This window comes from Ktedonobacterales bacterium (assembly GCA_036557285.1).
GTDB lineage: Bacteria > Chloroflexota > Ktedonobacteria > Ktedonobacterales > DATBGS01 > DATBHW01.
In genome coordinates this window covers 1-6,466 of record DATBHW010000023.1, presented here as the reverse complement: position 1 = coordinate 6,466, position 6,466 = coordinate 1, and the positions used below count along the sequence as shown (strand labels likewise).

Genomic DNA, 6,466 nt, shown 5'->3' with positions numbered 1-6,466 from the left:
GCGGAGGCGGAGAAAAAAGCGAAAAAAGCGAACTAACCTCCCCGCCCCAGTCTGCGCCTGACCCGGAGGCGTCCAGGCCAGGGCGAACTAACTGCGAACTAACTGCGGATCATCTTGCTGAAACCGCCACACTTCCTGGGGGCGCCCACCCAGCGAGCCAGCCTTGCGCAGTTCACACGCGATCTTGCCCTGGCGCGCCAGGGGTTCCAGCGCGCGGGTAATCTCTTCGCCCCGCACACGCCGCCCCCCAAGGTCACGAATCTGGGTGCGCGAGAGCAGGCCCTGCTCGCGCAGCGCCGCCACAGCACGACGCAGACGCCGCGCCCCCAGCAGCAGCGTCCATTTGCAAGAGTAGAACAGAAGTTCTACTTTGTCAAGAGGGTCGTTTGAGCAGGCTGGCTATTCACCCGGTCAATCGCTTCCTGGCTGAGTCCAAGCGAGCGAAAGAAGCCATCGAGGGTGTCGTAGACCTTGCCAGGGTCATCATCCCGGCAGGCTACCTGTAGCGCCGCCATCCCGGCAGGCCACCTGTAGCGCCGCCATCCCGGCGGCCAACGATTCGCCAGCGCGAGCGTTCGCCCTTCAGGCCAACGCACCGGCAGGCCAGCGTTGAGCCGCCTGGAAGGCGGCGCTACAAGTGGTTGGCCGCCAGGATGGCGGCGCTACAGGTAGCCCCCCCCGATAGTTGGTGGAACCCAAAGGGGCGCCTTTATTGACAAAACCATCCAGACGCATTATAGTTGAATACAACAGTATGCTTACTGTGGAGCCGCCAAACAGATTAATACTAGAGTCATACCTTGTCCTGCCCTGTAGGGGTCCGGGCTGATCTTGACGGCGATACGCCTGAGACGGAAGAGACGCAGGTCTTGTCTTTGGGTATCGCCGTCTTTTTTCAGGCCATGAACAGGGACGCATAGCTGTGCAAGGAGGTTGGCTCCAATGGCAACGCAAGCGAAACAGAGGAGGATTCGACGTATGCGTCTCTTATTCTGGCGACGACCACCGGCTCATCCCCTCCCAGCGCGACGCTGGACCTGGCTCGGTGGCCGACGCATCCTGACCAACACCCCCTACGTGCTGCCCAAGGATCAGGCCGAAGGAGACCGGCTGGACCTTCAGCACTACCTGCTCAAGATTGCCGCTGGTGGCCTCTACCGCGCCCCCATCCGCCAAACCCGTGCCATCCTCGACGTGGCAACCGGCACCGGCATCTGGGCGCGCGAGATGGCCCTGGAGTTCCCCAACGCTCGCGTGATTGGCTTTGACATTGACCGCACCCCCCTGGAGCGGTCGCTGGAAGTCCTGGGGCCGGGCGGCCAGTTCCCCACCAACTTTAGCTTTCAGATGGCCGACGCGCTCAAGCCCTTCCCGTTCGAGGATGGAGCCTTCGATTTCGTGCATGGTCGGCTGATGTCCCCGTTCATCCCCAAAGCGCAATGGCCGCATGTGGCCTCCGAGATGATGCGGGTGCTGCGACCTGGGGGCCACATCGAACTGGTAGACATGGAGCGCCCGCCGGTTTCGTCGAGCGAATCCTATTACCTCATCGAGCGCGCCATAGCAGGCTTGATGGAACGGCGGGGATTATACGTGGGTGTGGGTGACGACCTGCTGGAGCATTTGCAACGCGCCGGGGCGCGCCGGGTCCAACAGCGCAAGTTCCTGCTGGGCAGTGGGCGGCAGCGTGAGCGCGAGCAGCGCCTCCTGGCGACGGATATTCTTTCCATCCAGGCCAACATGAAGGTGATCCTGGTGCGCAGCGGCGCGTTTTCTGAAGAACAATTCGACGCCGTGTATCAGCGAACAAAAGCGGAACTGATGCAGGTGGGGATCGTCATGCCAATCGTGTTCTGTTTTGGAATGAAGCCCTAACCCGGTCAAGAAGGGCAGGCGATGCCGATGCACGGAAGGCACGTTCAGCAGTGTTATCTGTGCGCCAATCCAGCGAGCAGCAGGTGTCGCACATGTGGGCAGCCGATCTGCGAGAGCCACGAGCAGGTGAGTGTCTCACCCCAGGGCAGGAGGCTGGTCCGCTGCCCCCCTTGCACTCAGCGCGACCATCAAGAGTATCTGCGGATACTCAGATAGCGCATCTCGCCCAGGAACAGGCCGGTTGCCCATACGATGACGGGCACAGGACGTGCAGGCCATCGTTACTTTGCAGGGCCATGAACTGCCCCAGGGAGAGGATACCGACGCAACGAGTGTGAACAGGAAGGTGCAGGCCATGCGATTTCATGATCGAGCCGAAGCAGGGAGAAAGCTGGCTGCGCGGCTGATGCCGTATGCGCAGCACGCCGATGTCCTGGTCCTGGGGCTGCCACGCGGCGGCGTACCCGTTGCCTATGAGGTAGCCAGCGCGCTCCAGGCCCCGCTGGATGTGCTGATCGTGCGCAAGTTGGGCGTCCCCGGTCAGGAAGAACTGGCGCTGGGCGCGATTGCCAGCGGGGGGATACGGGTTCTCAACGAGGAAGTGGTGCAGACGCTCGGCATCCCCGAACAGGTGATCGAAGCCATCACAGTCAGAGAACAGCAAGAACTGCTGCGCCGCGAGCAGCTTTATCGTGGAGATCGTCCCGTGTCGGGGCTGCATGGCCGCGTCATCATCCTCATTGACGATGGGATTGCCACGGGCGCAACCATGCGCGCCGCCATTGCGGTGATTCGCTCCCAGCAGCCAGCGCGTCTCGTCGTTGCGATTCCGGTGGCGGCGGCAGTGGTCTGCCAGGCAGTAGGCACAGAAGTGGATGAACTGGTCTGTCTGCTGTCGCCCGACATCTTCCTGGGCGTGGGGGTCTGGTATCAGCACTTCCCGCAGATAAGCGATGAGCAGGTGCGCGCCTTATTGGCTCGCGCCAGGCATATCCCCGCCGCCTAATGGGATGCAACCGCCAGAGGGCATGCCGCGTATACATACCAGAAGACCGAGCACCCTGTCAACGGCTCAGGGCTGCGTGACTCTTGATGAAAAGGAAAAGCACCGATGCGGCATCATAGCTTTTTGGGGATTGCCCTGTTTATCTTTGTGATCTGGCTCCTCCTGTCCGTAGTAGGCCATCTCTTCGGCTCGCTCATTCACCTGCTGTGGATCGTGATCGTCATCGCCTTCATCTGGTGGTTGATTACCGCCGTCTTCGGCAGAGGTCGGCGTCGAGGCTGGTAATAGCGACTGTTCATGGCCTGGCGCGGCTGATCGCAACCATCGTTTAGTGAGCACGGTAGAGTATCTCGCCCGCCTGGGGGACGAGCAGGATGCCTTCCTGCTCGCGGCCAGCCCAGTGCTGCGGATCAATCTCTCGATAGTCGAGATAGCCCAGGTTCACCCGGCGGCAGCGATCCGCCGGGATGCTCGTCGCCAGCGTGACGTGAATACGCGGCGTCTCGACTCCGCTTGCCACATCGTACCTTCCGGTCCCTTTGACATGCGTGCTGTGCGCCAGGATCGTCCCTGGAACCGTCTTGAAGCGATCCCACTGCCCCAGGAAATAATCGTGCACGTGATAGCCCACCTGATCAATCAGCGCACCATGCGTATAGGAAATCTCGCGCAGGTGCGGCGCGTAGATAATGACCTCACCCCCATCGGCAATGGCTGGCTCGGTCTTATACATAGCTTTTGCCGCCGTCCAGAGATCAGCGTAGCGCGGCGCGGGCAGAGCCAGGACGCGCTGGAAGGCACGCGGGACCGTGATGATATTCAACTGGGCCGAAAGATCAGCCGCCGCCTCAAATGCCTCCACATACGAGCCGATATACAGGCCATGCAGCGCCTGCTCATGGATAACCAGCGCGATACAGAGCAGCGGGCGATGCACAAACGCCGCCGCGCGGTGGATCACTCGTCGCACAGGCGTATCCTTCACGCCGATGGTGCGCATGCTCGTCACGAGCGCGCCTAACCAATGCGTGAAATTGATGATGTCTGGCCCCGCAATGCCAGGAAAGAGATACTTGGCTCCACCGGAGAAGCCCGCCACCTCATGCGGGAAGACCGGCCCACAGAGCACCACCTGATCATACTCGAAGATCAGCCGGTTCAACGTGACTGGCACGACATCGCCCAGCAGCCCATCGGTCAGGGCAGCAGCCTCTTCCCGCGAGATCACGCCGATAGTTTGCAGCGCGTCGGGCTGGTCCCAGCGATGATTGAACACCTGTGTTTTGGGATAGCGTTCGGCTCGCTCAGCCGCGCCGACGCCCACCAGCCGATCAATCGCCTCCTCCGCCATCGGCTGGTGCGTACCCAGCGCGATCAGATAATCCAGCCGCGCCACTCGCGGCCCCAGCGCCGCGTAGAGCAGCCGAAACAGCAGCGGGATCGGCGCGGTGCGCGTGCCATCGGGGATAATCACCAGGACGCGCTTGCCATCGGCGGGCAGCGCCTCACACACCTGGGCGATCAGGCGCTGTACCTCATCTGGCAACAGAGCTTCAGATAGGGAGCCTGTGCCGAATACCATAACGCTTTTCCTCCAGGCTAGATGCCGCCAAATGCCGAAAAGCCGCCATCAACAGCAATCACCTGGCCGGTGACAAAAGCCGACGCCGGACTCACCAGCCACAGCAGCGCGCCTACCAGATCATCCGCCGTACCCAGCCGACCCATTGGGGTGTGGGCGAGAATGGTCTGCATACGCGGCGTGGGCGCGCCGCTTCCGGCAGCGACCATCAGGTAACGATTCTGCTCTGTCAGAAAGAAGCCGGGCGCGAGCGCATTCACGCGCACCTGCGGGCTATATTCCTGGGCCATGTGGACCGCCAGCCACTGCGTAAAGTTCACCACCGCCGCCTTGGCCGCGCTATACGCAGGAACGCGGGTCAGCGGGCGCAGGCCAGCCATCGAAGCAATATTCACCACACAGCCCTGCCCACGTTCAGCCATAGCGCGGCCAAACACCTGGCACGTTTGGAATGTTCCGATAACGTTAGTCTCCAGAACCTGTGCCACCATCTGGCCCTCCAGGGCAAAGAAGGGCCGTTCGGTGTTCGTCGTGGCCTGTGGATGATTGCCCCCGGCGGCATTCACCAGAATATTCACCGGGCCAAAGGCCGCGGCAATCTCCTCAGCCGCCCGCTCCAGGGCAGCGCGATCCAGCACATCGCAGGCAATGCCAAGCGCCTGGCCTCCGTCAGCGCGAATATGCTCAGCCAGGCGCGCGCATGGTTCAGCGCGGCGGCCCATGATTGCCACCCGCGCCCCCGCCAGCGCCAGCGCCCGGGCCATTGCGCTGCCCAGCACGCCGCTGCCTCCGGTGACAAGCGCCGTCTGCTCATCAAGAGAGAAAAGTTGTCGGAACCATGCAGAGCCATCCATAAAGTCATTATGACACGTTCTCTCTGGCGCGCCAAACGACTTGAGGGTCAGCTAACAGGCTGCCCCGGTGGTGAGCATCGTCCTCCCTGTTATTGGGGGTAGAAACGCTGTTCGGCGGGAGCCGCCTTGATCCAGGCATGCGCGGGGTCGTCGCGCGGCAGCATCACGCGCCTGGGACCGGCCAGAAACCAGAGATAATACACATCGTAGCCTGGAGGCGCGGCCACCGGATGATAGCCAAAGGGCATCAGCGTTAGGTCATCGTTGCGCACAGCCGCTGCTTCATCCAGCAGACCGCGTGGACTATCGGCCCGGCTATAGAAGTATTGCAGGCCAAAGCCTTCCTCTGGCCGTATCTTGTAGAAATAGAGTTCTTCCTGCCGCGCCTCGTCCGGCAACGCCTCCACATCATGCTTGTGGGGCGGAAAGCTGGACCAGTTCCCGGCTATCGTGAACGTTTCCCCAACGAGCATCGTCGCCGCCTGCACCTGTGGGCCAAAGATGTCATGCACGTATCGCTTGTAGCTCGGCCCGCCGCGCTCATTGGCAATCACATCGGCTGGCCGCACAACCTGCGCCGGAAAGCGTTCCCGGGTTGGGCAGCGACAGACGGCAATCTCTACGCCTTCTGACCCGGCCTGAACCACAAAGCTGGACTGGCAGGGGACATAGACGCCTGTCGCCCGGCCCTCAAAGACACTGGCGCGCCCGCCCAGATGCGCAAACATCTGGTCGCTCACGCGAACGCTGCACCCCCCGGCCAGGATCACCAGCCCAACCTCATAGCCCGCGCTCTCGGCCTGATAGGTCTGGCCGCCCTCCAGCCGCAGCATGCCAAAATCCAGGTCGTTGATGGGATGCGTCTGGGGCGTCACCAGTTGCACATACCCAGGCGCAGCCGTATAGTGATATTTCAGATTCAAGAGACCGCCCTCTTTCTCAGATGCTTCTTTATGAATAAAGCAAAATCGCTGATAATGAGGTCATACTGGCCGACTTTTCTCACGCTCCGGCTGGCGCAGCCAGAGCGAGACGTGGCTGGGCTGCATCGTCTCCTGCACCACCGCCAGCAACTGCTCGCGCACCTGCTCCAGATTCACTTCATTGCGCAGCGTGGCGCTGAACGCCGCCAGCGTCTTCTCCGCATCG

The 6,466-nt window shown here is 61.8% G+C and carries 7 protein-coding genes; 3 read left to right on the top strand and 4 right to left on the bottom strand.

From position 1 onward, the window contains the following. Window positions 1-87: 87 nt before the first annotated feature. Window positions 88-303, bottom strand: coding sequence for a hypothetical protein (locus VH599_07985; GenBank protein HEY7348248.1), 216 nt, complete (start codon window positions 301-303; stop codon window positions 88-90). Window positions 304-978: 675 nt separating this feature from the next. Here VH599_07985 and VH599_07980 point away from each other — a divergent pair. From VH599_07980 to VH599_07970, 3 genes are all read left to right on the top strand, one after another. After that, window positions 979-1,875, top strand: coding sequence for a class I SAM-dependent methyltransferase (locus VH599_07980; GenBank protein ID HEY7348247.1), 897 nt, complete (start codon window positions 979-981; stop codon window positions 1,873-1,875). Window positions 1,876-2,230: 355 nt separating this feature from the next. Next, on the top strand, window positions 2,231-2,881 hold the full coding sequence (locus tag VH599_07975) for a phosphoribosyltransferase (protein ID HEY7348246.1): 651 nt from the start codon (window positions 2,231-2,233) through the stop codon (window positions 2,879-2,881). A 105-nt stretch (window positions 2,882-2,986) separates the two neighbouring features. Further along, entirely contained in the window at window positions 2,987-3,166 is a 180-nt protein-coding gene (locus tag VH599_07970; protein ID HEY7348245.1) for a hypothetical protein, read from the top strand. Window positions 3,167-3,209: 43 nt separating this feature from the next. Here the strand turns inward: VH599_07970 and VH599_07965 are convergent, their stop codons facing one another. The 3 genes from VH599_07965 to iolB all read right to left on the bottom strand — a co-directional run bounded on the left by VH599_07965 (window position 3,210) and on the right by iolB (window position 6,240). Then, window positions 3,210-4,463 carry a lactate racemase domain-containing protein gene (locus VH599_07965; GenBank protein ID HEY7348244.1) on the bottom strand — a complete coding sequence of 418 codons (1,254 nt, stop codon included), beginning with the start codon at window positions 4,461-4,463 and terminating at the stop codon, window positions 3,210-3,212. Between the two features lie 17 nt (window positions 4,464-4,480). Continuing rightward, window positions 4,481-5,317 (bottom strand): SDR family NAD(P)-dependent oxidoreductase, encoded by an 837-nt coding sequence (locus tag VH599_07960; GenBank protein ID HEY7348243.1) that lies wholly within the window; start codon window positions 5,315-5,317, stop codon window positions 4,481-4,483. Window positions 5,318-5,406: 89 nt separating this feature from the next. Next, window positions 5,407-6,240, bottom strand: coding sequence for a 5-deoxy-glucuronate isomerase (iolB, locus tag VH599_07955; protein HEY7348242.1), 834 nt, complete (start codon window positions 6,238-6,240; stop codon window positions 5,407-5,409). Between the last annotated feature and the right edge of the window lie 226 nt (window positions 6,241-6,466).